This window comes from Planomonospora sp. ID91781 (genome assembly GCF_015711595.1).
Lineage (GTDB): Bacteria > Actinomycetota > Actinomycetes > Streptosporangiales > Streptosporangiaceae > Planomonospora > Planomonospora parontospora.
Genome location: NZ_JABTEY010000001.1, coordinates 2,209,525 through 2,232,604 on the forward strand (window position 1 = coordinate 2,209,525; position 23,080 = coordinate 2,232,604).

Annotated in this window: 19 protein-coding genes, 1 tRNA gene and 2 pseudogenes; 14 read left to right on the forward strand and 8 right to left on the reverse strand. The window is 73.5% G+C overall.

What is annotated here, in order from left to right; all coding sequences use genetic code 11:
* Positions 1 to 105: 105 nt before the first annotated feature.
* Entirely contained in the window at positions 106 to 2,091 is a 1,986-nt protein-coding gene (locus tag HS048_RS10120) for a hypothetical protein (protein ID WP_196466790.1), read from the reverse strand.
* Positions 2,088 to 4,121, reverse strand: a complete 2,034-nt coding sequence (locus HS048_RS38505) for a serine/threonine-protein kinase (RefSeq protein ID WP_196466791.1) — start codon at positions 4,119 to 4,121, stop codon at positions 2,088 to 2,090. The genes HS048_RS10120 and HS048_RS38505 overlap by 4 nt, the downstream gene beginning before the upstream one ends.
* A 247-nt stretch (positions 4,122 to 4,368) precedes the next feature.
* On the opposite strand from HS048_RS38505, the gene HS048_RS10130 reads away from it, so the two are divergent.
* Positions 4,369 to 5,058 carry a response regulator transcription factor gene (locus tag HS048_RS10130; protein WP_068894672.1) on the forward strand — a complete coding sequence of 230 codons (690 nt, stop codon included), beginning with the start codon at positions 4,369 to 4,371 and terminating at the stop codon, positions 5,056 to 5,058.
* Positions 5,059 to 5,177: 119 nt separating this feature from the next.
* Positions 5,178 to 8,795, forward strand: coding sequence for a DUF4153 domain-containing protein (locus HS048_RS10135; protein ID WP_230880794.1), 3,618 nt, complete (start codon positions 5,178 to 5,180; stop codon positions 8,793 to 8,795).
* A 54-nt stretch (positions 8,796 to 8,849) separates the two neighbouring features.
* Here the strand turns inward: HS048_RS10135 and HS048_RS10140 are convergent, their stop codons facing one another.
* On the reverse strand, positions 8,850 to 10,562 hold the full coding sequence (locus HS048_RS10140; protein WP_196466792.1) for a glycosyl hydrolase family 8: 1,713 nt from the start codon (positions 10,560 to 10,562) through the stop codon (positions 8,850 to 8,852).
* 206 nt (positions 10,563 to 10,768) lie between these two features.
* Here HS048_RS10140 and HS048_RS10145 point away from each other — a divergent pair, with 206 nt between their 5' ends.
* Genes HS048_RS10145 through HS048_RS10155 form a run of 3 tightly spaced genes read left to right on the forward strand, consistent with a single transcriptional unit; the run spans position 10,769 to position 13,556 of the window.
* Positions 10,769 to 11,902 carry an alanine racemase gene (locus HS048_RS10145; RefSeq protein WP_196466793.1) on the forward strand — a complete coding sequence of 378 codons (1,134 nt, stop codon included), beginning with the start codon at positions 10,769 to 10,771 and terminating at the stop codon, positions 11,900 to 11,902.
* 25 nt (positions 11,903 to 11,927) lie between these two features.
* Positions 11,928 to 12,314: a Rid family detoxifying hydrolase gene (locus tag HS048_RS10150; protein ID WP_068894676.1), complete on the forward strand. Its 387-nt coding sequence runs from the start codon at positions 11,928 to 11,930 to the stop codon at positions 12,312 to 12,314.
* A 30-nt stretch (positions 12,315 to 12,344) separates the two neighbouring features.
* The gene (locus HS048_RS10155; RefSeq protein WP_196466794.1) at positions 12,345 to 13,556 is read left to right on the forward strand and encodes a hypothetical protein; all 1,212 of its coding nucleotides are present in this window, start codon (positions 12,345 to 12,347) and stop codon (positions 13,554 to 13,556) included.
* A gap of 175 nt (positions 13,557 to 13,731) precedes the next feature.
* Here the strand turns inward: HS048_RS10155 and HS048_RS10160 are convergent, their stop codons facing one another.
* On the reverse strand, positions 13,732 to 14,304 hold the full coding sequence (locus tag HS048_RS10160; protein ID WP_196466795.1) for a TetR/AcrR family transcriptional regulator: 573 nt from the start codon (positions 14,302 to 14,304) through the stop codon (positions 13,732 to 13,734).
* Between the two features lie 56 nt (positions 14,305 to 14,360).
* Between HS048_RS10160 and HS048_RS10165 the strand changes: the two genes are divergently transcribed.
* Positions 14,361 to 15,110 carry an alpha/beta fold hydrolase gene (locus tag HS048_RS10165; protein ID WP_196466796.1) on the forward strand — a complete coding sequence of 250 codons (750 nt, stop codon included), beginning with the start codon at positions 14,361 to 14,363 and terminating at the stop codon, positions 15,108 to 15,110.
* Positions 15,111 to 15,160: 50 nt separating this feature from the next.
* On the opposite strand, the gene HS048_RS10170 is transcribed toward HS048_RS10165, so the two are convergent.
* Positions 15,161 to 15,781, reverse strand: a complete 621-nt coding sequence (locus HS048_RS10170; protein ID WP_068894680.1) for a LysE family translocator — start codon at positions 15,779 to 15,781, stop codon at positions 15,161 to 15,163.
* A 102-nt stretch (positions 15,782 to 15,883) separates the two neighbouring features.
* Here HS048_RS10170 and HS048_RS38510 point away from each other — a divergent pair, with 102 nt between their 5' ends.
* Positions 15,884 to 18,655, forward strand: coding sequence for an AAA family ATPase (locus HS048_RS38510; RefSeq protein ID WP_307832411.1), 2,772 nt, complete (start codon positions 15,884 to 15,886; stop codon positions 18,653 to 18,655).
* A 78-nt stretch (positions 18,656 to 18,733) separates the two neighbouring features.
* Here the strand turns inward: HS048_RS38510 and HS048_RS10180 are convergent, their stop codons facing one another.
* A complete protein-coding gene (locus HS048_RS10180; protein ID WP_307832412.1) occupies positions 18,734 to 19,117 on the reverse strand; it encodes a response regulator in 384 nt (127 codons plus the stop codon).
* 680 nt (positions 19,118 to 19,797) lie between these two features.
* Between HS048_RS10180 and HS048_RS38770 the strand changes: the two genes are divergently transcribed.
* The 7 genes and pseudogenes from HS048_RS38770 (at position 19,798) to HS048_RS10205 (ending at position 22,001) form a co-directional block, all read left to right on the forward strand.
* Complete coding sequence (locus HS048_RS38770) at positions 19,798 to 20,274, forward strand: C40 family peptidase (protein ID WP_307832413.1); 477 nt, start codon at positions 19,798 to 19,800, stop codon at positions 20,272 to 20,274.
* Positions 20,275 to 20,355: 81 nt separating this feature from the next.
* Positions 20,356 to 20,430 (forward strand) — tRNA-Arg (locus HS048_RS10190).
* 336 nt (positions 20,431 to 20,766) lie between these two features.
* The gene (locus HS048_RS37025; protein WP_230881786.1) at positions 20,767 to 21,009 is read left to right on the forward strand and encodes a hypothetical protein; all 243 of its coding nucleotides are present in this window, start codon (positions 20,767 to 20,769) and stop codon (positions 21,007 to 21,009) included.
* Positions 20,981 to 21,040: pseudogene (locus tag HS048_RS37030) on the forward strand (type II toxin-antitoxin system RelE/ParE family toxin); the annotation flags it as partial. The gene HS048_RS37025 and the pseudogene HS048_RS37030, both read left to right, overlap by 29 nt.
* Before the next feature lie 15 nt (positions 21,041 to 21,055).
* On the forward strand, positions 21,056 to 21,187 hold the full coding sequence (locus HS048_RS38060; protein ID WP_255529715.1) for a hypothetical protein: 132 nt from the start codon (positions 21,056 to 21,058) through the stop codon (positions 21,185 to 21,187).
* Complete coding sequence (locus HS048_RS10200; RefSeq protein ID WP_196466799.1) at positions 21,187 to 21,495, forward strand: helix-turn-helix domain-containing protein; 309 nt, start codon at positions 21,187 to 21,189, stop codon at positions 21,493 to 21,495. The genes HS048_RS38060 and HS048_RS10200 overlap by 1 nt, the downstream gene beginning before the upstream one ends.
* 242 nt (positions 21,496 to 21,737) lie before the next feature.
* On the forward strand, positions 21,738 to 22,001 hold the full coding sequence (locus HS048_RS10205) for an NUDIX hydrolase (RefSeq protein ID WP_196466800.1): 264 nt from the start codon (positions 21,738 to 21,740) through the stop codon (positions 21,999 to 22,001).
* An 89-nt stretch (positions 22,002 to 22,090) separates the two neighbouring features.
* On the opposite strand, the gene HS048_RS10210 is transcribed toward HS048_RS10205, so the two are convergent.
* Entirely contained in the window at positions 22,091 to 22,483 is a 393-nt protein-coding gene (locus HS048_RS10210) for a hypothetical protein (protein WP_196466801.1), read from the reverse strand.
* A 455-nt stretch (positions 22,484 to 22,938) separates the two neighbouring features.
* Positions 22,939 to 23,052, reverse strand: a pseudogene (locus HS048_RS37035) (IS5/IS1182 family transposase); the annotation flags it as partial.
* Positions 23,053 to 23,080 lie beyond the last annotated feature (28 nt).

Here is a 23,080-nt window from a genome sequence, read left to right on the forward strand (position 1 = left end):
CCCGCCGGGCCGTCCCGGGCGCCGGGCCGCCCGGCGAGGCCGGTTCAGGGCGGGGCCGGTTCAGAGCGGGCCGGTTCGGGAGGGCGCGCGGAGCGGCCCGGCGGGTCAGCCGCGGGCTCTGAGCGCCTCGGCGACCCAGCGGGCCACCTTCGCGCCGTTCTCCGCGACCCTGCCGTCGGCGTCCTCCTTGACGCTGCCCCGCTCGTACTCGACCTCGGCGACGAGGTTGCTGACGCGGAAGACCACGGTCACCTTGTAGGAGCCGCCGTAGAGCTTGCTCGGCCCGTAGCCGCCGGTGATGAAGGCCTCCTCCCCGAGGCCCTTCAGGTCCTGGGGCGGGAGGGGGGCGGGTGTGGCGCGCTCGCTCCGGTCGCGGGTGTCCTGCTTCCTGCCCGCGAGGTACTCCTGCGCCCGCCGCACCTCCGACCCGTCCTGCTTCTGGGCGACCAGGCGCACCCGCAGGTCGAACTTCTCCGAGCCGGGTTTGCGCCAGTCGGCGCTGTTGAGCCAGTTGCACTCGGCGGGCTCGACCTCCGAGCTCCGGAAGCCGGGGACGACCTCCCCCGCCTGCGCGTCGGTGAGCAGGCCGCAGGCCCTCGGGGCGGCGGCGAAGCGGCCCTTGGCGCCGGGGTCCGTGCTCTCCTCACCGGAACCGCTCAGCACCGGCACGAGCAGGATCCCGATGGTGACCGCCATACCCGCCATCAGCACACCGGTCAGCGCCACGATCGAGCGGGGCACGAGGACGCCGGCCGGCCGGCCGGCGGGGCGCGCGGCAGGAGGTACGGCGGCGACGGGACCGGAGTCCCCGCGGGAGGAGACGTCCCGGTGGACGGAGGACACGTCCTCCCGTGGACGTGGATCGGACGGGGCCGAGTCCGCGGGGGCGGGTACGGCGGGACCGGCGAAGGCGGCTGGGCCCGCCGGGGTGGCGGGGCCGGTCGGGGTGGCGGAGTCTGCCGGGGTGGCGGGGACTGTCGGTGCGGGTGCGGAGGCCGGTGTGGGTGCCGGCGGCACTGAGGGGGCCGCCGAAGCGGAGGCGTGAGCCGCGGCACCGGGTGCCGCAGCAGCCGAGGGCTGGATCCGGAAGGGCACGGTCAGCTCGGGGGGGCCGGACGGCGCGGCACCGGCCGCTCCGGCAGGGAGCGGCGGCGCGGCCCCGTGCTCCGGAGACGGGAATCCCGGGGCCGGACCCGGTTCCTGGGATGAGAACCCGGGGGCCGCTCCAGGGTCCGGAGACGGGGATCCGGACGGAGCCTGAAGCGGGGCGCCGGCCCAGGGCGGCTGCGGGAGTGGGGGCACCGGACCGGGGAACGTGCGACCCGGCGCGGAGTCCGATGACGAGAGAGGGAAGGCGCCGCCCGGGTCGGAGGTGAACGGCGAGGCGGGGAGTGCGCCGCCCGGGTCCGAGGTGGCCGGCGAGGCGAAGGCGCCGCCCGGGTCGGAGGTGAACGGTGAGGCGGGGAGTGCGTGGCCCGGGTCCGAGGTGGACGGTGAGGCGAAGGCGCCGCCGGGGCCGACCGGCGGCGGGGCGGGGAGGACGGGAAGTGCGGGGAACGGCGCGGGGCGGCCCTGGGAGACCTCCACCAGGCCGTCACGGAGCGCGCCCGGGTCGGGGCGGAGGGCGGGGTCGCCCGCGAGGAGGCCGACCAGGATCGGGCCGAGCGGACCCGCGTTCTGCAGCGAGGCGCCGGGAGCAGGAGGCCTGCCCTCGACGGCGGTGAAGAGGGTCGCACCCAGGGACCACAGGTCCGCGACCGGGCCGGTGACGCCCTCGGGGGCGGTGAAGACCGGGGAGCGGAGGGACGGCCCGGCCAGGACCACCTGATCCTGCGGCCCCATCAGGACCGAGCCCGGCCGTACGTCGCCGTGGGCCATGCCGTGCCGGTGCACGCTCATGAGCTGGTCCAGCACGGACAGGCCGATCCGGGCGGCCTGGGCCGGCGTCATCGGGCCGTGGCGTCCGATGACGAGTTCCAGGGAGGTCTGCGCGGGGAGCCCGAGGCCGAGGGGATCGGCGTCGGAGACGCCGGAGCCCGATCCGGCGCCGGCGTGCCTGCCGTACGGCCTGGGGGTGTCTGCCTGGTTCATCCGGCTGCCGCCTTCTGCTTTCTCAACGCGTCCGCGACCCAGGTCGCTGCGGTGTGGGCCCCGCTCTGGATGGCGGGACCGTCCTTGCTGCCGTCCACCACGGTGTACTCGACCTCGACGACCAGGTTGTCCACCCGGAACGTCACGTGGCTCCGCTCCAGCCTGCCGGTCGTGCGGTTCTCGTACACGTCGTGGCCGAACGCCTCCTCCCCGACGGGTTTCACCGGCAGCGGGCCGGTGTTCCTGGCGGAGCGGATCCCGGCGGAGATGCTCGACCGGCTCCAGACGAGCCCGCCGTCGGGGATGGTGCCGTTGCGCCGGTTGACGAAGAGCTCGTGGGCCTGCTGCGGGCTCCTGCCCCACTGCGCGGCCGGACCGGCCGGGGCGACCCTCAGGCCCGTCCCGGGGCTGGTCCACTCGCAGCCGCCCCCGTCGGTCGGTCTCCCCTCGCCCGCCAGGACCGGGAGCAGCTGCCTGACCCGGTCCGCGGGGATCAGGCCGCACACGTCCACCGGGGAGGCGAAGGCGCCGGGCCGCTCGCTGAGCTCCGCGGCGGGGGCCGGGTCCGCTCCGGAGGAGACGAGGCCGGTCACGCCCATGGCGACCCCGCCGAGCACCGCCAGGGCGGTGATCTCGGCCGCGGCCCAGACCAGGGGCCCGCCCGTGCGCGGGAACCGGACGGAGGCGCGGTCCTCGCGCGGAGGCCGGGAGGGGAGCGGCGCCCGGACGGAGGGGGCCGTTCCGGGGGACGGCTCCGGGGAGATCCCGGAGGTCTCGCCGGTCACGTCCAGATCGGGGCCGGTCCCGCCGGGCCGGGGATCACCGGTCCGGGCGGGGGCGGGCAGGGGGAGCACGCGCCCCGGCAGGACCGACCCGGGGACGTCGGTCCCACCGGCAGCGGTCCCGGAAGGACCGTGCCCGGAAGGACCGTGCCCGGAGGCCGCGGGCCCGAGGAGAGAGGGTGCGGAGATGGACGGGCCCGGGAAGGAGGTCTCGAAGGAAGCCGGTGCGGGCAGGACGGGCCCGGGCGTCAACGGCTCGGGGAAGGCGGGAGCGGAGGTGGACGGGCCCGGGAAGGAGCTTTCGGGAGCGGCGGGTCCGGGCGTGAGGGGTCCGGGGACGGAGGTCTCGGCGAGGGCCGGTGCGGGGAGCGCCCCGGAGGGGACCGGTCCGGCCGGGGCGGGTGCCGGGGGGAGCGCGGCGGTGGAGCGGCCCTGGGCGACGTCGTCCAGCATCCGGGCGACGGCCTCGGCGGAGGGCCGGGCGATGGGGGACGGGGCCAGCATGAGCATCAGCAGCGGACCCAGCGCGCCCGCACGCTCCGGCCGCCGGGGCGGTTCGGCGAGCGTCCGCCTGATCGTGTCGGCGGGGGTGTCCGCCGGGTGCGGGGGCGTGCCCTCGACGGCGAAGTAGAGGGTGGCGCCGAGCGACCACAGGTCGGAGCGCGCGTCGCCCAGCGCGCCGCGCAACCGCTCCGGAGCGGTGTAACCGGGGGCGCCGATCGGGCGGCCGGTGCTCGGGGCCTCCCCTCCGCTCTCGGTGAGGACGATGCCGAAATCGGTGAGGAGGGCCCGGCCGTCCTCGGCGAGGAAGACGTTGCCCGGCGCGATCCCCCGGTGCAGCACCCCGGCGGCGTGCACCGCGGACAGCGCGCCGAGGACGCCCGCGCCGACCCGGGCCGCCTGACGCGGCGGGAGCGGCCGCCGTCCCCGGACGGTCTCCTCCAGGGAGGCCCCGTGCAGCAGCTCCATGACGATCCACGGGCGGTCGTCGTCGACGACCACGTCGTGGACGACGACGATGGAAGGGTGCTTGATCCGCACGGCCAGGTTGGTCTCGCGCAGCGCGGCGGCATGGAACGTCTGCCGCGCCACGGGCCCGAGGCCGGACGGGATCCGCACCTCCCTGACCGCCACGTCGCGGTGGAGCACCTCGTCGGCGGCGAGCCACACGATGCCGTCGCCACCCTCGGAGAGGGGGCGGAGGAGGCGGTAACGGCCCGCCAGCACTCGTGTGTCGATCCTGCTCACCCCGTTCACCGGCTGCCGCGCTCGGAAGGTCCACTGGCCCGTATCGGACAGCTTGTCGCGCTCAAAAGATAGTCATTCAACGGGATGGGGACCAACGAGAGTGACCTCCCCTTTCCGTCACGATCGTGGTCTCATGCCGCAAGACCATCTCGACCACCGTAATCCGTGCGGAGCACGTTCCCGGTGTGCGCGGAATCTTCACAATCCGCCCCAAGTCATCTGCACAGGGTCCCTCTACGCTCCTCGTATGGCATTTCCCCAGCAACGACGTGTCCTCGTGGTGGAGGACGACGAGACGATCGCGCGGGCCGTACGGCACCGCCTCGCGGCGGAGGGCTTCGACGTGCGGGTGGCCGGGGACGGGGAGGGCGCGCTGGCGGCCTACGCGAAGGCCGAACCCGACGTGGTGATCCTCGACCGGCTGCTCCCCGGCCTCGACGGCCTGGAGGTCTGCCGCCGGATGCAGGCGGCCCGGCCGGTCCCGGTGCTCATGCTCACCGCGCTGGGGGAGGAGACCGATCTGCTGGTGGGGCTCGGGGTCGGAGCCGACGACTACATGACCAAGCCCTTCAGCATGCGCGAGCTGGTGGCGCGGGTGCACGCGCTGCTGCGGCGGGTGGAGCGCGCCTCGCAGCTGGCCGTGGACGACTCGGTGGTGCGGGTCGGCGACGTCGAGATCGACACCGCCGAGCGCCGGGTCTACGTGGCGGGCGCGGAGGTGCGGCTGACCCGGACCGAGTTCGACCTGCTCTGCCGACTGGCGGAGCGCCCGGGCCAGGTGTTCGAGCGGGAGCGGCTGCTCGCCGACATCTGGGGCTTCTCCGAGGCCGCGGCCACCCGGACGGTGGACAGCCACGTACGGGCCCTGCGCCGCAAGCTCGGCCCCGGGGCCGTCAGGACCGTCCACGGAGTCGGTTACGCCCTCGTCAGGCCCTGACCGTCCACGGGGCCGGTACGCCCTCGTGCGTCCCCGACCGTCCCGCAGGCCGACGGTCCCGCCGGGGTCCGGCGAACCGATTTCCCTTCCCGCCACTCGAACACCCCGGAATGCGAAACATGATGAGACCCGACGAGGAGAGCACCCGGCCCGCCCGGCGGGGAACCGGTCTCTCCACCCCCTCCCCGTCCCGCAGGGACGCGGCCCGCCCGTCCGCCGCCCCGGCGGAGGACCGGGGAGGGCGGCCCGCCCGGGGAGGGCGGCGGTGGCTGCGGCCCCTCGACTTCCTCGGCCGGATCAAGGCGAAGCTCGGCGTGGTGATCCTGCTGGCCGTGGTGGCGGCGTTCGTCGTCAACGAGGTCGGCATCAACGCCGGCTACTCGAGGAACACCCGGATCGCGGTGGCGGTGCTGCTCGCGCTCGTCATGGTGCAGTTGCTGGCCCGGGGGATGACCCGGCCGTTGCGCGAGATGGCCGCCGCCGCGCAGACCATCGCCAAGGGCCGGTACGGCCTGCGGGTCACGGCCACCTCCCGCGACGAGGTCGGCGAGCTGGCCCGGGCCTTCAACGCGATGGCGGCGGACCTGGGCGAGGTCGACCGGCAGCGGCGGGAACTGGTCGCCAACGTCAGCCACGAGCTCCGGACCCCGATCACCGCCCTGCGCGCGGTGCTGGAGAACGTGGTGGACGGGGTCTCGGAGCCCGACCCGGTGACGCTCGGTACGGCGCTGGCCCAGACGGAGCGGCTGGGGCGGCTGGTCGCCCAGCTGCTGGACCTGTCCCGGCTGGAGTCCGGGGCGCGGCTGATCGAGCGGGACGAGGTCGAGCTCGGCCCGCTCTGCGAGCAGGCGCTGCGCGAGGCCGTACTGGCGCGGGACGGGGTGGCCGCCCGGTGCGAGGTGTCCGGCGGGCTGAGCGTCCGGGCCGACGCCGACCTGCTGGCGCAGGTGCTGGCGAACCTGCTCGACAACGCGGTGCGGCACAGTCCCGAGGGCGGTGTCGTGGTCCTGTCCGCCCGGCCCGAGGGGTCCGGCGTCCGGCTGTTGGTGACCGACCAGGGGCCGGGCATCCGCGAGGAGGACCGGACCCGGGTGTTCGAGCGGTTCTCCCGGCTGGACGCGGGACGGGCGGCGGACCAGGGCGGCGCCGGGCTGGGCCTGGCCATCACGAAGGAGATCGTCGAGCTCCACGGCGGTTCCATCCGTGTCGAAGACGGTGTCGGCTGCCGGATAGCGGTCGACCTCCCAGGAAGGATCCCGATGACCCTCCCTCCCGCCTCCGGCGGCACCTCCGCGGAGGACTCCCCCTCCGGAGGGGCCGGTGGACCGGAGACCTCCGTCTCCGGTGGTCGCCCGGGCGCCCCCGGTGCGCCTCCCGGCCCGGACGGCCCTCCCGAGGACCGCTCCGGCCCTGCTCCCGCCGCCGTCTCCGCTGCTCCGGCCGCCCGTGAGGCGGTGAAGGCCCGCGGAACGGCGGCGGACGGTGAAGAGGCGGAGGCCCGCGAGATGACGGAAGACCGCGAAACGGAAGACCGCGAAGAGGCGGAAGGCCGCGAAGAGGGGAGCCGCGAGGCGGCGGAGGGCGATGACGCGACGGCTCCCCGGCCGGACCCGGTCCCCGCCGGCGCGTCCGCCTCAGTCGAGGACCCCGCCCGCACCGGGACATCCGCGCCCGCGGGGGCGCCCGCCTCCGCGAGGGAGATCCGGACGCCGTCCCGTCCTCCGATCCACCCCGGGGTCACGGCCCCCCGGTTCCTGCCGGGACACCCCGGAGCGGTTCCAGTCCCGGTCCGGAACTGGCCGGGAGCGATCGCCGGGGTCCTGCTCGGCGGTTTCCTCGGCGTTCTCGCGGGCCTGCTCCTCGGCTTCGGGCTCGGGGCGGTCTCGCCCTCGCTGGGCATCCTGGTGGGAGTCGGCGTCCCGCTGGTCGCGGCGTTCGTCGGCACGGTGATCGGTGCCACCACGGCGTCGGACGGGTTGTGGACGGGCTACCAGCCGATCTCCGGCCCGCCTCCGGCCGGTCCGCTTCCCGCGGGTGCGCTTCCCGCCGGCCCGCCTCCGGCCGGTGCGGGGCGGACGCCGCAGGCACCGGTGGAGAGGACGGCAGGAGGACCTCCCGGTGCGACGGCGGGCGGGGGTTCCGCCGTCACCGCGGCGGGACCGGTCCGGGGACCGGCCGCAGGAGGGAGGACGACCGCTCCCGCGGGGAGGGCGGCGGAGGGGCCGCCCGGCGGGTACGTGGCCCCGCCGGTGTTCCCCCGCCCCGAGCTGCCGGACGCGCCGCGGTGGCTGCTCGCCGCCTGCGCGGTCGTCGGGCTGCTCGCCGCGGTGGCCCTGCCGTACAGCTCGGTGGGAGTGGGACTCGTGCTGGTGGCGGCGGCCATGGGGGCGGCGGTGCTGCCGGTCGCCAGGAAGCGGATCACCCCCTGGTCGGCGGCGATGGGACTGGTCGCCTACGGACTGATCTCGGTGGCGGTCTTCCGGGACGCCGACTGGCTCGTCGGGCTGCTCCTCCTCGCCGGGTTCGGGATGGCCGCGCTCGCCCTGTCGGGGGCCGGGCGCGGCTGGCTCGGGGTGGCCAGGGGCGGGATCTCGGTGGTGCTGGGGCTGCTGCCGGTGCCGTGGTTCCTGGCCGCGCCGCTGAAGGGGCCGGTGAAGGGCATGGCGACCCGCAGGGTGCTGCCCACACTGGTCGGGCTCGGTCTGACCGCGGTGCTGCTCGGGATCTTCGGCGCGCTGTTCGCCTCGGCGGACGCGGTCTTCGCCCGTACGGTGGAGCGGCTGCTGTTCTCGCAGGACTGGGCGGAGACGCTGCCGCTGCGCGTCCTGGTCTTCGCGGTCTTCGCGGCCGTGGTCGCCGCGGCCGTGCTGGTGGGCCTGCGGCCGGTCGTCGAGCCGCAGGCGCCGGGCCTGCGCCTGCGCGTCGGCCGCGGCCTGTGGGTGACCCCGCTGGCGGCGCTCAACCTGCTGTTCGGCGCGTTCGTGGCGATGCAGCTGACGGCGCTGTTCGGCGACGCCGGCTGGGTGGTGGCCACCACCGACCTCACCTACGCCGAGTACGCCCGCTCCGGGTTCTTCCAGCTGGTCGTGGTCAGCGTCTTCGTGCTGGCGATCGTGGCGATCGCGTCGGGGGCGGTCGAGACGGAGGGGCGCGAGCGCTGGCTGATGGCCGGGCTGCTCGGCGTGCTGTGCGCGCTGACCATGGTGATCCTTGCCTCCGCGATGTACCGGCTGGACCTGTACGTCGACGCCTACGGCCTCACCCGGCTCCGCGCCTCCGTGCAGGCGGCCATCTGGTGGCTCGGCGGCGTCTTCCTGCTGGTCCTCGCCGCGGGCGCGCTGCGGCTGCTGCGGCGCGGCCCGGCCGGATGGCTGCCCCGGACGATGGTCCTGATGACGGGCGTGGGCCTGCTGGCCTTCGCGGTGTGGAACCCGGACCTGCGGGTCGCGGAGACCCAGCTCGCCGTCCGGGGCGTGGACCGGCTCGACCAGCGCTACCTGGGCGGCCTGGGGGCGGAGGCCGTGCCGGCGCTGGACCGGCTGCCGGAGCCGCTGCGCAGCTGCGTGCTGAGGGACGTGACCCGGGCCAACCGGCTCGACCGGCCGGACCCGTGGAACGGCTGGAACCTGGCGCGGGACCGGGCCAGGGAGGTGCTCGCCGCGCGGCCCGTCCCGCCGGGGCCGGTCCTGTGCCTGGACGGCTACTCGTCGTCCCGCCTGATCCCCGACCAGGACTGATCCGGGCCCGGCCGTGGCCCCTCCCCGGGGAGGGGCCACGGCCGGGCGTGCGGGTCAGGGCACCCAGTGGTTGCCGGTCACGGTGATCATGACCTGGAGCTGGATGCTGGCGGCGTAGTAGCTGTCGGTGGAGACCGGGGTGGCGAGCATCCGGTTCCAGAGCGCGTCCAGCCAGGCCTGGCTGCCGGGGTCGGTCATCGCCGCCGCCGCGAACGGGGCGAGGAAGGCGGGAGAGGTGTAGTCGGCCAGGGCGCCGCCGTCGAGCCGGTAGCCGGCCACGATCCTGCCCGGGTCGCCGCCCGTCCTGGCCTTGATCCAGGCGTTCAGCTTCCGCGCCGCGGCCAGGGACCCGGCGTCCCCGCTGGTCACCGCGTCGTTGGCGATCCGCCACGGGACCCGGCAGGCGTTCCACCAGAAGTCTCCGTCGTTGGCGCTCTCCAGCACCTCGCCGGGCGCGGGCCGGGCGCCGCCGTTCGTGTCGACCACGAAGTCGGGCAGCAGGCCGGTGCCCGGGGCGTACTTCGACTGCATGGAGGCGATCAGGTTCTGGTGGTTGGCCCGGACGGTGTCCCAGGTCGCGTCCCCGGTCGCCTTCCGGAAGGCCCGGAAGTGGTCGATCATCCAGTCGGAGGGCCGGCTGATCCAGTAGTGCTCGCCGCCGGAGCTGCTCCAGTCGCCCAGCTTCAGCAGCTTGGTGGTCGGGTTGAGCTCACCGGCCTTGATCGCGTTGATGTGCCTGATCGCGAGCCGCTTGTAGTCGTACGTGCCGGAGCTGCCCCACTGCCGGTCGGCCAGGAGCAGGCCGTAGGCGACGTCCAGGTCGCCGTCGGTGGCGGAGTCGCCGCCGTTGACGCTCTTGCAGGAGGCGTCCTGCTCGGCGGCGAGCAGCCCGGGGGTGATCGAGGACGGGTGGGCGAGGACGTACTTCAGCAGGCCGTCGAAGATCTTCTTCGCGTCGGGGTCGGCTCCGGCCATGGTCGCGGCGATGACCATGCCGTAGCCCTGCGCCTCGGCGACGTAGGGGTGGTCGGCGTCGGGGGAGATGACCTGGTACCAGCCGTTGCCGCAGTTCTGCCGGACGAACGCCGCCTTCCACTTCCGGTAGTGGTCGACGACCTTCTGGTCGAGGGCGGCCTGGCTGCCGCCGGGGCGCAGCATCCCGGAGGCGTAGGGGATCGTGTGGCCGCCGAACGGCACGCGCGGGCCCCCCGCCGTCGGGGTCGGGCTCGGACCCGGCGTGGAGCCGCCGGTGGAGCCGTAGACCTCCATCTCGTACAGCGAGTAGCCGTACGGGGTGCCCCGGCCGGTCCCGTACATCCGGACGTAGCGGCCGGTGCCTGAGACGGAGAGGTCGTCCACGGCGCCGTCGCCCGAGGAGGTCGAGTAGACGTCGGTCCAGGACGAGCCGTCGGGTGAGACCTGGATCCGGTACGCCCTGGCGTAGGCCGCCTCCCAGGTCAGCCTGACCCGGGAGACGGCGGCGGAGCGGCCGAGGTCGACGCGGAGCCACTGGGGGTCGACGCCCTCGGCCGAGGCCCAGCGGGTGGAGGTGTTCCCGTCGAAGGCCCTGGCGGGCGGGAACGAGGCGTCCTCGTCCGAGGAGGAGGCGGCCGGACGGCCCTGGGAGAGGAGGGAGTCGGCGGTGTGGCCCGGGGTCGCGGTCAGCACGAGAGTCGGCGCGATCAGCCCCAGGGCCAGGGCGAGGAGGGTCGAGGGGCGGCGGGGACGCCGCGGGCGCGGTCTCGCGTGCAGCGGTCTCGCGTGCATGGGAGCCCTCTCTGTCGTCGGCCAGCGCTGTTCAGCTGGTTAGGAAAGATTCCTAATTAAAGGAAGATGGCACCATTCCTGACATGCCGTGGTCAATAGGTCGGAGGGCCCAAATCCCTCCGGCGCCGGGCGCGGACGGCTTCCGGAGCCGGATAGGGTCCTCGGGAAAGCGGGGCACGGAGCACCGCTCGCACGGTGGAGGGCCGATGAAGGGTCCGATCGAGGGACTGGCGAAGGGGATCGTGGATCCCGACGCGGCCGTGGGGTCGTCGCTGTTCGGCGGGGCGTTCACCTTCCCGGTGATGACCGCCCGCCGCAGCGCGCTGCGGCACAACATCGAGACGCTGGCGGCCTTCGCGAGCGGGCACGGGATGCTGCTCGTCCCGCACGCCAAGACGACCATGTCGCCCGAGCTGGTGGCGGCCCAGCTGGAGGCGGGCGCCTGGGGGCTCACCGTCGCCACCCCCAGCCAGGCGCTCATCCTGCGCGGCTTCGGCGTCTCCCGGATCACGATCGCCAACCAGGTCTTCGATCCGGCGGGGCTCGACGCCCTCGCGGCGCACCTCGCCGAGAACCCGTCGTTCGAGCTGCTCTGCTTCGCCGACTCGGTGGCCGGGATCGAGACGCTGTCGAAGCACGCCGGACCCCGGCCCTTCCGGGTGCTGGCCGAGCTCGGCCACGAGGGCGGGCGGGCGGGGTGCCGGACCCTCGAAGGGCTCCTGGAGGTCGCCGCGGCGGCCCAGGCCGAGCCCGGGGTGGAGCTCGCGGGCGTCGCCGGGTACGAGGGCACGCTGGCCTCGGCCGCCGAGGTGCGGACCTTCCTGCACCGGCTGCTGGAGGCGCTGGAGCACCTGCGGGTCCGCCGCCCGATCCTGTCGGTGGGCGGCAGCCAGTGGTTCGACGTGGTCAGCCGCGAGCTCGCCGCCTGCCAGGCGACCGTCATGCTCCGCAGCGGCGCCTACATCTCCCACGACGACGGCCACTACCGCGAGCACACGCCGTACAACCGGATCGAGGGCGAGCTGCGCCCGGCGCTGGAGGTCTGGGCGCACGTGCTCTCCGTGCCCGAGCCCGGCCTGGCCGTGGTCGGGCTCGGCAAGCGGGACGCCCCGTTCGACGAGGGCATGCCGGTCCCCCGGGGGGTCCTCGCCGGTGCGGAGGTGACCAGGCTCTACGATCAGCACGCGGTCCTGCGGACCGCCCCGGACTCGCCGGTGAGGCCCGGGGACCTGGTGTCGTTCGGGATCTCCCACCCGTGCACCGCCTTCGACAAGTGGCGGGTCATCCCGGTGGTGGACGACGACCACGTGGTCGTCGACCTGATCCACACCTATTTCTGAAACTCCGGACTTGAGGACGGGTGACATGAGCGAGAAGCTCGAACTGCGGACCGACGAGGGCGCTGCGCCGGTCGGGGCCTACTCGCAGGGCCTCGTGGTCGGCGACTTCGTCTACACCTCGGGCATGGGGCCGCTGGACCCGGTGACGGGCGAGGTCGTCGGGACCGACGTGGAGACGCAGACCCACCAGGTGATGCGCAACCTCGGCGCGATCCTGGCCGCGCACGGCCTGGGCTTCGACGACGTGGTGAAGTCGACGGTCCACCTGCAGCACCTCAAGCGCGACTTCGGCGCCTACAACGAGGTCTACAAGTCCTACTTCACCAAGCCCTACCCGGTCCGCACGACCGTCGGTTCCCAGCTGATGGACATCCTCGTGGAGATCGACTTCGTGGCCTACAAGGGGCGTTAGAGTCTGAGCGACTGCGCACCGGGAGGCGGCTTGGACAGCTCTGTGTACGTCCACGTGGAGGACGTGCGGGGGGAGGGATCGGAGCAGGTCCTCGACCGGATCGCCGGGTACGGCGTGACCGGGGTGACCGTGGCCGCGGCCTCCCGGCGGACCCGCGACGTCACCCCGCACGGCTCGTCCCGGGTGACGGTCCGCGGCGACGGCGCGCACTTCGCCCCGCCCGAGGACCTCTTCGGCGGCCTGCGCCTGGTCCCGCCGGTCCAGGCGGGGGCGGAGGAGGAGCCGCTGGCGGCCCTGCGGCGCGCCACCGCCGAGCGGGGGCTCCGGCTGCACGGCTGGGCCGCCTTCCTGCGCAGCGCCCCTCTGGGCGAGGCCTGCCCCGACGTGACCGTGCGCAACTGCTTCGGCGACGCGGCCTCGGCCGAGGACCTGTGCCCGTCCCACCCCGACGTCCGCCTCTACGCGGTGGCGCTGGGCCGGGCGGTGGCCCGGCAGGGCGTCGACGGCGTGGTCGCCGAGGCCCTGCACTTCGCGCCCTACGGGCAGGGGTGCCGGCACGACCGGAGCGCCGTCCCGCTCGGGCCGATGGACGCCTTCCTGTTCGGGCTCTGCTTCTGCGGATTCTGCCTGCGCCGAGCCGCGGACCTGGGCGTCGACGCCGAGGCCGCGCGCCAGGAGTGCGCCAGGATCGTGGACGGCGTGCTCGGCGGGGACCCGCCCGCGCAGGGCGAGGTGACCCGGGCGGCGCTGACCGCCTACGCCGGGCCCGAGGTGGTGGCCTACGCGCGGGCCCGCTCCGAGACGGTGACCTCGCTGGTCTCCGAGGTCTCGGCGGCGGTCTCGGCCGAGGGCTCCCGGCTGGTCTTCCTGGACGGCACCGGATCGGTGAAGGGCTACGCCGACGGGCTGCCCTCCTCCGGTCTCGCCGCGCACGACTCCTGGCAGCTCGGCGTGGACCTGGTCGCGCTGGGCGACCTGGTGCCCTCGCTCGGCGTCCTGGCGTACGCCCGCGACGCGGCCCGGGTCGCCGACGACGTGGCGGCCTACCGGCGTTCCACCGGCAAGGACCGGGAGCTGCGGGTGGTGCTCCGGCCGGGTCCGCCCGACACCGACTCGGCCGACCGCCTCGCCGCGAAGGTCCGGGCCGTCCGGGCCGCCGGGGCCGGCGCGGTCGACTTCTTCGCCTACGGGCTCCTGCCGTACCCGATCCTGGACCGGATCCCGGGCGCGCTCACGGGCTGAGCCCGTACGGCCCGCGCGTCGGCCCGGGTCCCCGGCGCGCTCCCGGCGGGCCCGCGCGGATCCCGTTCCGGAGCGGCTCAGCCGGTCGCGGGGTCTCGGGGGCGTTCCGGAGCGGCTCGGCCGCGGTTTCGGGGCGGCTGCCGGTGGCGGGGTCTCGGGGGCGTCCCGGGAAGACTCAGTCGAGGTCCCGGGGGCGTTCCGGGGAGACTCCGCCGAGGACGGTCCGGACCGCCTCGGCGGCGAAGCCCTCGTCGACGGGGAGTCCCCGGAAGACCGCCCGCAGCCACACCGCTCCCCCCAGCAGATCCATGATCATCATGGGGTCGGCGCCGTCGGCGAGCTCGCCGCGCCGTCCGGCCCGCTCGAACACCCGCTCCTCGCGGGCGAGGCGGTCGGCGAAGAAGCGGCGGGCGACGTCCGCCAGCTCGGGGTGGTGCACGGCGGCACCGAGCGCGGCCACCGCGACGTCCGCGGCGGGAGGCCGGGTGAGCAGCGCGGCGACCTGTCCGACCAGTGCCTCCAGGTCGCCCCTGAGGCTCCCGGTGTCCGGCGGGTCCAGTGTGAGCACGTCGGCCTCGATGAGCGCGGCGGCCAGCAGCGCCGCCTTCGACGGCCACCACCGGTAGATCGTGGTCTTGTTCACCCCCGACCGCTCCGCCACGCCCTCCACGGTCAGCCCCTCGTAACCCTTCTCGGCGAGCAGGCCGAGCGTGGCCGAGAAGATCTCCTGTTCCCTGCGCGGTGCCATGTGGTGATAATAGCAACGCAACGGTGCGTTGCATTATTTGGTGCGGGAGGTCCGTCATGGTGCCCATCGTCTTCGTCCACGGGATCCGGGTCAGCGCGACCATGTGGGACCCGGTCAGGTCCCGTCTCGGCCGGCCCTCGGCCGCCGTCGACCTGCCCGGGCACGGGAGCAGGAGGGGGGAGCCCTTCACCATGGAGTCGGCCGTACAGGCCGTGGCCGACGCGATCGAGGGCGTCGCGGGGAGCGGCGGGCGGGCCGTCGTGGCCGGGCTCTCCCTCGGCGGCTACGTCGGGATCGCCGCCGCCGGGCGGTTCCCCGGCCGGGTGGCGGGGCTGGTCGCGATGGGCTGCACGGCCTTCCCGGGCCGCCGCGCCGGGATCTACCGGTCCGTGGCGTCCCTCGCCGCGCGCGACCCCGGGCTCGCGAACCGGATCAGCGCGTACGGCCTGCGCCGCCTGCTGCCGGGTCCGGCGGGCGAGGCGCTCGTGGCGGGCGGGCTGTCCTGCGAGGTCGCGCCCCAGGTGGTCGAGGCCGTCGCCGGGCACGACCAGCTCGCGGCGCTGGCCGCGTATCCGGGGCGGGTGTGGCTGGTCAACGGCGCCCGCGACCCGTTCCGGGCGGACGAGCGGGCCTTCCTGCGGGCCTGCAGGAACGGCCGGCTGATCCATCTCCCGCGCCGCGGTCACCTGGGGGTGCTCGCCGCCCCCGGCCCGCTGGCCCGCCTGCTGGACGACCTGTGCGACCAGGTGGACCCGGCCCCGCGCGATCGGGCGGATCAGACCGGGCGGCCGGGGAGCCGCGTGTGACCGTGGGCGGGTTCGGGTGACTGCGGCCGGGTTCGGGGGGATCGGGGTGATCAGACCGAGCGGCCGGAGAACGCGGTCGCGACGCCGAGCCCCAGGTAGACGACCCCGCTGGCGCGGCCGAGCAGCCTCGCCCGGCTCCGCAGCCGCCGCCCGAGCGCACCCGCCCCCGCGGCGTAGACCATGTCGGAGAGCAGCCCCAGGAGCAGCAGCGTCCCGCCCAGGACGGCGATCTGCAGCGGGACCGCGCCCGCCGCCGGGTCCACGAACTGCGGCAGGAACGCCAGGAAGAACAGGATCACCTTGGGGTTGAGGACGTTGACGACGACCCCTTCGAGGAAGATCGAGCGCAGCGGCTGCGGGGCGGTCTCCCGGACCTCCGGCTCCGGCCGGCTCGTCAGCGCCCGCACCCCCAGGTAGAGCAGGTAGGCCACCCCGGCCCATTTGACCGCGTTGAACAGGGTCGCCGACCGGGCGATCACGTAGGAGAGCCCGGCAGCCGCCGCGGCGATGTGCACCAGGGTGCCCACCTCCACGCCGAAGGCGCTGGCCATCCCGGCCGCCCGGCCCTGGGCGACGCCGCGGGCGACGATGTAGAGGTGGTTCGGGCCGGGGACGAGGACCAGCGCCAGGGACGCCGCCGAGAACAGCAGGAGCGTGGAGAACGAGACCATGCCCCGACCATAGGCGCGGGACGCCCATCGGGGGGAAGGCCAATCCGGAGCGCCCCCGGCGGACCAATCCGGACGTCGGTGGTCCGTGGGATACTCGCCGACGTGGAGCCGCAAAAGGTGCAAAGCACGCTGGTAGGGCGACTGGGGGAGCTCGATCGCCTGCTCGCCGTGCTACGCGCCGCCGCCGAGGGGACGGCCGGGGTCGCCCTGGTCGGCGGAGACGCGGGCATCGGCAAGACGCGGCTCGTCACGGAGCTGGCCGAACGGGCGCGGGCGGAGGGCTTCGCCGTACTCGTCGGGCAGTGCGCCGAGCTCGGCGACGCCCTGCCGTACCTCCCGCTGGCCGACGCCCTGCGCGACGTGCGGGGAGAACTGCGCGCGGCGCTCGACGCGCGGCCCGTCCTCGGCAGGCTGCTGCCCGGCGGCACCGACGCCGGGCCGGAGAGCGCCTCCGCCCTCACCCAGCAGCAGCTGTTCGGCTCGGTGCTCGGCTTCCTGTCCGCCCAGCCCGTGCTGCTGATCCTGGAGGACCTGCACTGGGCCGACCAGTCCACCCGCGACCTGGTGGTCTTCCTCAGCCGGATGCTCCAGGGCGAGCGCGTCTGCCTGGTCGGCACCTACCGCACCGACGACATCCACCGCCGGCACCCGCTCCGCCGGGTCCTCGCCGAGCTCAAGCGCCTCCCCTCGGTGACGTCCGTCGAGCTGAGCCCGCTGGACCGCGGCGAGATGGCCGACTACGTCGCCCTGCTCGGCGGGACCGACGCCCGCATGATCGACGAGGTCGTCGACCGGGCCGAGGGCAACCCGTTCTACGCCGAGGAGCTCCTGGAGGCGGCGACCGAGGGCTGCGCGATGACCGACGGCCTGGCCAGCCTGCTGCTCTCCCGCTCCGAACTGCTCTCCGAGTCCGCCCAGCGGGTGCTGCGCGGCGCGGCCGTCGCCGGGCGGAAGGCCGACCACGACCTGCTCCGCGAGGCCTCGGGTCTCGACGAGCTGGCCTTCGAGGAGGCCATGCGGGAGATCGTCTCGCGGGGACTCATCCGCCCGTCCGGCGAGTACGGCTACGCCTTCCGCCACGCCTTGCTCCAGGAGGCCGTCTACACCGACCTGCTGCCCGGTGAGCGGACCCGCCTGCACGCCGAGTTCGCCCGGCTGCTGACCGCGCGGAACGCCAGCGCGGCGGAGCTCGCCCACCACTACCTGGCGGCCCACGACCTCGCCGGGGCGCTGGCCGCCTCGGTCGAGGCGGGCCGCCGGGCCGAGCGGCTCGGCGCCCCCGCGGAGGCGCACCGCCACTTCGAGCGGGCACTCGGCCTCTGGGAGCGGGTCGCCGACGCCGAACGCCTCACCGGGACGGACCACACCCGTCTCGCGCTGCGCACCGCCGCCGCGGCGGCCGACATGGGCGACAACCACCGGGCGGTCGCGCACGTGCGGGCGCTGCCGCCGTCGGCGGAGGCGTGCGAACGGCTGGCCTACTACCTCTACGACGCCGGCCAGGAGACGGAGGCGCTGGAGATCGCCCAGGCCGCCGTCGAGGCGGCCCCCGAGGGGCCGCTGCTGGGCCGGGCGCTGGCGACCTTCGCCCGGACCGTCTTCTGGACCGAGCGGCACGCCGAAGCCGAGCCGCTGGCCGGGCGGGCCCTGGAGGTGGCCCGTGCCGCCGGGGCCCGGGACGCGGAGAAGAGCGCGCTGATCATGCTCGCCTCCTGCGCGGAGTTCGACGGCGACCGGGACCGGGCCGAGGAGCTGTTCGCCCAGGTCGCGGCCGAGGAGTCCGGTGACCTCGCGATGGACCTGCGGGGGCTGTTCCACTACACCCGGATCCAGTTCGAGCGGGGCGCCATGGCCGAGGCCGCCGCGACCGCCGACCGCGGCATCCGGCTGGCGGCCGAGACCGGCCTGTCGTGGAGCACCTACGGCACCGACCTGCGGTTCCTCCGCTTCCTGATCCACTACACGGCCGGGGAGTGGGAGCAGGCCCGCGCCGCCGGGTTCGGCCGCCGGGTCGGCACGATCCCCGAGGCGATCCTGTCCTCGTTCGCGCTCTTCGTCGAGGTCGCCATGGGCGTGCCGGAGGTCGACGAGCGGCTGGCCTGGCTCCGGCCGTTCTGGCGGGACTCCCTGGTGGCGTACATGTCCCGGGGGCTGGCCGCCGAGCACGCCCTGTGGCGGGGGGAGCCCGAGCGGGCACTGGACCACGTCACCGCGGTGCTCGGCGTCCTGGAGCCCTCCGACACCGGCAGCATCCGCATCGCCGCGATCGGCCTGTGGGCGCTGGCCGAGCTGGGCCGCGCCGACGGGGCCGATAGGCTGCTCGACCGGGCGCGGAGCGCGGCGCGGACGGGGATGGGACGCGAGGGTACGGCCTGGCTGCTGCGGGCCGAGGCCGAGTGGCACCGCGTCCACGGCAGGCTCGACGCCGGGGCCTGGCGCGCGGTGGCGGAGGCGTTCGACTACGGGTTCGTCTACGAGGTCGCGCGTTCCCGGTGGCGGCTGGCCGAGGCGCTGCTGGCCGCCGGCGACCGCGCCGCCGCGCTGGAGGAGTGGGAGCAGGCCGTCAAGACCGCCGAGTCCCTCGGCGCCCGGCCGCTGGGTGACTCCCTGGCCGCGCTGGGACGGCGGGCGCGCTTCGGCCCGGTCCGGAGGTCCGAGCCGGAGCCGGCCGGCCCGGACCGGACGGCGCTGACGGGCCGCGAGCGGGAGGTGCTCGCACTGGTGGCCGACGGGCTGCCCAACCGGGAGATCGGCGAGCGGCTGTTCATCGCCCCGAAGACGGTGAGCGTGCACGTCTCGAACATCCTGGGCAAGCTCGGCGTCGCCTCCCGCACCCAGGCCGTCGCCGCGGCCCGCAGGGCGGGCCTCCTCTGAGACGGCTCCGCTTCCGGAGGGCCGCCGTTCCCCTCGAGGGTCCCCGGCGGGCCGGTCCCTCTCGGGGCTCCAGGAGGGTCAGTCCTTCTTGGGGGCCAGGTCGCGGACGACCTGGATGAGCTCGGCCGGGTCGAACGGTTTCGTGAGGTAGGCGTCCACCCCGATCTCCATGCCCCGCCGCTTGTCCTCCTCCTGAGCCCGAGCGGTGATCAGGACGATCCTGATGTGACCGGTGCCGTCGCCGCCGCGCAACCGGGTGGCGGTCGTCCAGCCGTCCAGCCTCGGCATCATGACGTCCAGAGTGATCACGTCGGGCCGCACGTCCGGCACCCGGTCCAGGCAGTCCTGCCCGTCGAGGGCGGTCTCCACCTGGAAGCCCTCCAGCGTCAGGTTGACCGCGATGAGCTGCCGGATGACCTCGTCGTCGTCCACGACCAGTACTTTGCCCAGAAACTCGTCCACGGCCGCCAAGCTAACCCCTCGGCAACGATCATGCGAGGTTTTCCGGGATACGCGTTCCCCTCCCGTCCACAGGCGACGGAGCGTCTGGCGGGTCATCCACAGAACCGGACTCGGTTCATTTGTGATCATCCCGTTCTGCGGATCCTGGGCTCGGTCGTCCAACGAGCCCAGGAGGTCCGCACATGATCGTCGCTCTCACCGTCGCCGCCGCCCTCGCCGCCGCACCCGCGGGTGGTCCTGGAGCCTTCCACACGCGGCCGTGGTGCCCGGCTCACCTCCACGGGCTCCCGGGTCACGTTCAGCGCTGGATCCCCGAGGAGGTGTGGGCCCTGGCGGTCGCGGCCTGCGAGGACGGCCGGAGCGCCGGGCCCTCGGACGGACCGGGCCCATCGTCCTGGTGGGAGCCTCCGGCCGCCTGGAGCCCCGGACCCCGATCGCTGCCCGGCCCCGGGGCGGAGGCCGCCCTCCGGCCGATCGGCGCCGCGCCTGCGGAGGAACCCGCACCCCGGCCCGGAGTCACGCCGGGCGGTGAGGCCGAACCCGGGCCTGGAGTCACGCCGGGCGGTGAGGCCGAACCCGGGCCTGGAGTCACGCCGGGCGGTGAGGCTGAACCCCGGCCCCGGCGGGATCCTCGCCCCTCGCCGGGGCCGGAGGAGCTCACGCCGGCGGAACGGCCGTCCGTGCCCCGGCAGCGGGAGCCCGGGTCGTCGGAGGGCCGGAAATCCGGATCGCCGGCGAGGCCGCTCGGGATCCAGCGCCGTCTGACCCCCGGCCGGACCGCGGCGGCCGCCGCCCTGCGCCAGCTCGGCACGCCGTACGTATGGGGCGGCGGGTCGGGCAGGGGACCGACCCGCGGGGGCTTCGACTGCTCCGGGCTCGCCCTGCACGCCTGGTCCAAGGCCGGGGTCCGGCTCACCCACTACACCGGCAGCCAGTTCCGCCAGGGCCGCCGCGTGCCGTTCTCCCAGCTCCGCGCGGGCGACCTGGTCTTCTTCGGAGGTGGTTCCGGCGACCCGACCCACGTCGGCGTCTACCTCGAGGACGGCACCATGGTCCACGCCCCCAAGACCGGTGACGTCGTCAGAACCGTGGATTTCGCCGGCTCCTCCTACTACCGCGCCCGCTACCGCGGAGCCGTCCGGCCCTCCACCCGCTGACCCCTCCGCCCCCTGAGATCATCTGCTTCGCCTAACGAGTGTCGAGCAGCCTCCGGATGCTGGTAACCTAATGACTCGTTGGCCCCCTTAGCTCAGGGGATAGAGCACCGGCCTCCGGAGCCGGGAGCGCAAGTTCGAATCTTGCAGGGGGCACCAACCGAAGGCCAGGTCAGACATCGTCTGACCTGGCCTTTCACTTTCCCGGCGATGGGTCGGTCTTCCGTCCCACGACGGCCGTAGACGCTGGACGCTGCAGAACGGGCGTTGATCATGACCATCAGGTTTTCTCCGGCGGTGCCCCTCTCGGTCGATATGGATGCGATGCGCTGCCGTTGCGGGTGCGGTTCATCGGAACGGGTGCCTCCACGGCGTCGCGCGCATACACGTCGGGCTCAGCAAGCTGGCTTTGCGATCTCCACGTCCTGGGCACTGCCGTGTCGGACGTGATGCCGGAGAAGATCGTCCTGGTTGCCTGCGGGGAAACCGCTCACGGTGTGCGATCGGTTCATTATCCTCGGCGAGATTGCGGCGAGGAGGTTTGAGGTGGCGCGGGAACTGTACGACTTCGAGATCGAACCTGAAGTCCGCGAGTGGCTCGACTCCCTCAGTGACGGTGACTTCAAGCGGGTCGACGAGGTGGTCGATCTTCTCGCGGAGATAGGGTGCCGAACTCGGCGGGCCGTGGTCGGATCATCTGGAAGGCCCTGTGTGGGAGCTGCGGATACGGCTTCGTGATGTTGCAGCTCGGGTAACGTACTGGTGTACTCCAGACAGGATCATCGTGTTGCTTACGGTTTTCCGTAAGACCAAGCAGCATGATCAACGACAGATCGACCGGGTGGTCCGGGCGCAGAAGATCTGTGAGCGTGATCATTGGGAACCGGTGACCGAGACCTACGAGAGGCAGGTGTGATGGCCGGCTACCACACCCGCTGGGTGCGTCCCGAGACGCAGATCCACGACCCTGAGCGAGTGGCGATCCGTGAGGCGTTGGCCTTCGGTAAGGCGCTGTACGATCGGCGTACGGCCCTTGGTCTGAGCGTGGCCGAACTGGCCGAGCGGGCGGACATGACCGAGGACGAGATCGAGTGCATCGAGGAGGGCGGTACGACGCCCACCGTCGCGTTGCTGCGGCATCTGGCCGCCGCTCTCGACGCTGATGTCCGCATCACCTCGGGTGACGACTTGGATTCCCTCTGGTTCGAGGCCCACGCCGCGTGATCGATATGCGAGAGAACTATCAGATCAGCCCTGCCTTGTAGGCTTTTCGTGTTCTCGCACGCCTTCTGTCTTCTCTGGGCGCATCATCTCGGACATGATCGAGAGAATCGAGTCCTCCGTCTGTCGGGTCGGTCAAGACCTATCGCGCAGGAAGTCCGTACGAGAACACGTAGGCGTTGGTCGACATGACCGTGGCGCTGTCGGCGGGCAGGTAGGAGACGGCCGTCTCGACCGGCTGCCCGTTGATCAGGTACCAACGAGATCGCGGGGGCGCCGGTCGCCAGGCCCAGGAACTCGGCCACCGGGAGGTCCTCGACGGCATCCTCGAGCGGGACGAGGACATCGAGTCCGGCCTGATCCGCGAGGTCCGTGAGGTCGGCCTGGAGGTCGAGCCTGCCGCGCTGACCGGCGTCTACAAGGAGCGTTTTTCATCTCGAAGGCGCCCACTGCGCTGGGGCGCCTTCGAGAAGGCTTCTCTGGCTTTTCTTCCCGACGCATCGACCTGATCGTTTAATGCATCCGGAACAGCTCCTCTAGGGAGGCCCGATCAGGTCGGCCCCTTTCCACTCGGGGTGCCAGGTCGGTCGGGAGAACGTCAGCCCCCGGGGCAACTCCTCGTCGGGGTGTCACCGTACGGCCAAGTGACGTTGGCGCTGTACACCCATCCTTCATCGGTGTGATACCAGACGTTGCCGTAGTTGTTGACGAACCGGCATCCGGCCATCGCCCACCCCTGTCTGGTCGTCTTGTAACCGCCACAGCTGGCATAGGGACCACTACGGAACCAGGTGCCGCTGCTGAAATGCGCATGCCCGTTGTAATAGTCCCAGCTGAGAGAGGGGTCCCAGCAGTTTGCAGCGGAAACCGCAGGTTCGGCGGGCTGGATGCCGGGATCGGCGACCGCAGAGGCGGTGCCGGTCAGGACGGTGGCCGCAAGGGCAGCGGTCAGTGCGGGGACGAGCATGCGGAGTCTGCCGGCTGTCACCATTCCTCCTTGGAGGGCGATTGCTTCTACCATGTTTCGCTTGACCCTGAGGTTATGCCTGATCCTTTTTCATCCTGAAACCGCAAACCAGGACGAGCCGGCCGGCGGAGGAGGATGAAAGAGGTTCATCGATGACGGCGGTCCCGCTGGAGCGCGGCCCGACCGAGAGAGATCTTGCGCTGCGGTGGCGGCTCGCGGCAACTTTTTACGTGTCCGACTTTGTTCGAATATGTTCGTGCAGGTCAGGGGTGTTGACGGCCGCCGTTCCGACCATTCCTGACTATCCTCGAACACTGAGGATTTTTCATCCTCGGGTGATCTCGCAGTTCTGCAGGACGGCGATGGCCTTGTACAGGTCTCCGGCTTTTCCGGGACTGAGTGTTTTTCATCCTGAGTAGCGGTCTTCTTCGATGAGCTGAAGGACGACGATGGCCTGGACGATCGCGGTGGCGCGGCGTGGGCGAGACCTGCACCAGGCGGCCGGCCGGATCAGCGGGGAACGGGACGTTCACCCCGTGCCGGTGATGTCTTCCGGAGTGGTACGGCGCATCGTCGGCCAGCCGGCCGTTCGGTCGGCACACCGCTGGACGGTTTCCGCCC